Here is a 1,655-nt window from a genome sequence, read left to right as displayed (position 1 = left end):
CGGGGCTGTGGTTCACGATGTTTTTCCTTTTGCCGTCTCGTTTGACGTCATCGGCCTGTGGCGCTGCCGGAGGCTTCCGCTCATGAATAGCGATCGACTCCCTCTCAGATGGGGTAACTTGTGGCGAATTTTTTGGGCTTCTCTGGACGAGCTGTCCTTCGGAGAGATGTTATGGAGGATGCCCCTCGTGGTGGCCATTGCGTATGCTTCCGGTTACGAGATGGGAGCAAAAAACATGTTGAAACCGGCAGAGCCGTATGCCCCGATGGTTTGGACCTATTATGGGGTATCGTGGCTGATTTTCGTCGTGTTTCGCTATTATTTCCTTCCCTCTCACTGGTTCCCGTGGATGCAGGTCGTCGCGGGCTTCCTGTACGGGGGGATCTTGGGCGTCCTGACCTCGCTGTTCTACCATGCGTCGCTCGAACAAACGGTAACGATCGTCGTGTGTGGAGCGGTCTCGATCCTGATCCTGATATTGCGTCGTGAATGAGCTGCAGCCATCGCGGCTGCAAAAAATGTCAAGCACTCGAAGGGAGAGTCGGAGGCGCGATGAGCCGAAAAAATCTTTACATAGGAATTGCGTGCCTGTGTTTGTTTTTGCTCGCCCTGTGGACTGCAAAGCTGAGGAACCCCCAAAAAGATTCGACCCCCTTCCGAAACGGCAGGGAAGTTTATGAGACGTTGATGTCGCTGAGGCCGGGGACTTCCCTTGAGAAGGCCAAGACGCTTCTCGGAAACCCGGACGACGTTTCGGAAAACGTCCTCACTTGGTTCCTCATGGATGAGCAGGGGGAATTTGCAGCGGATTTCAACGTCCTGACGTCACAGGACAGGGTGATCGCCTCCTCTTACCTTGAATCTGCCGAGGGGAAAAAAGTTGCCTCAAAAAAGTACAAAATTTTTGAGAGGGAGTTGCGTTCCATATTGGGCCCTCCGCGTGAGCAAATCTCCGATCTTTTAAGCGTCTGGGTTTCTGAAAAACTACAATTTATCTTAGCGGTTACCTTCGATGAGGAAATTTCAGCGGTGACTCTTCTGTTAAAGGAGCCCCTCGTTGAGGGGATGTGATCTGCCGATTGCGGACAGGTTGGGAGAGGACGAAAAGGAGGGACGTCATGAACGTCATCAAAAGAGCCCTGGACCGGTGCGAAGTTGAGTTTTTGTTGTTGGGAATGATGGTCGTTTCACCAATGGCGGATTCTCTATTGACAGCAACCGGTTGGGGGGAAATTTTGCTTCAATCGTTTTTTGTCGCCATCTGTCTTCTGTTCATCTACAAGGTCGTCGTCTCAAAATCTCCAAACTGGGCCTGGGCGGCATGGGGGTCTTTTTGCTGCCTCATCGTGCCTGTCGCCCTTTTTGGATATTTTGCAGGACCGGGACAAAAAGATTCTCACGTAAAGATCGTTTACAGCCTCTTAAATGTGCTTTTTATAGCCATCGTCTTGTTGCGTACCTGCTTTCGGCTGGAGGACCTCAAGAGGGCGGAAAACGCCTCGTCACACGACAGCGAGCATTAATACCAATTCGCGTTTAATATGGATTGCCTCCCCTGAAAGGGGAGGTGCCGAACGGAGTGAGGCGGAGGGGGTCGGCCAGACGACCGGCCTCACGCAAGCCGATCTTTCGGGAGGATTGCGGCGGCCGGTCGG

The 1,655-nt window shown here is 52.7% G+C and carries 3 protein-coding genes; all 3 read left to right on the top strand.

Annotation, left to right across the window (positions count from 1 at the left end):
• Positions 1–493, top strand: a 493-nt coding sequence (locus SY1_RS07465) for a hypothetical protein (protein ID WP_208873299.1), incomplete at its 5' end; no start/stop codon positions are given.
• A gap of 59 nt (positions 494–552) precedes the next feature.
• Positions 553–1,071, top strand: coding sequence for a hypothetical protein (locus tag SY1_RS07460; RefSeq protein ID WP_015556654.1), 519 nt, complete (start codon positions 553–555; stop codon positions 1,069–1,071).
• 47 nt (positions 1,072–1,118) lie between these two features.
• On the top strand, positions 1,119–1,523 hold the full coding sequence (locus tag SY1_RS07455; protein WP_015556653.1) for a hypothetical protein: 405 nt from the start codon (positions 1,119–1,121) through the stop codon (positions 1,521–1,523).
• Positions 1,524–1,655 lie beyond the last annotated feature (132 nt).

The sequence above is a fragment of the Fretibacterium fastidiosum genome (assembly GCF_000210715.1).
Lineage (GTDB): Bacteria > Synergistota > Synergistia > Synergistales > Aminobacteriaceae > Fretibacterium > Fretibacterium fastidiosum.
The sequence above is the reverse complement of the archived record's forward strand: the minus strand, read 5'-3'. Positions and strand labels throughout refer to the sequence as shown.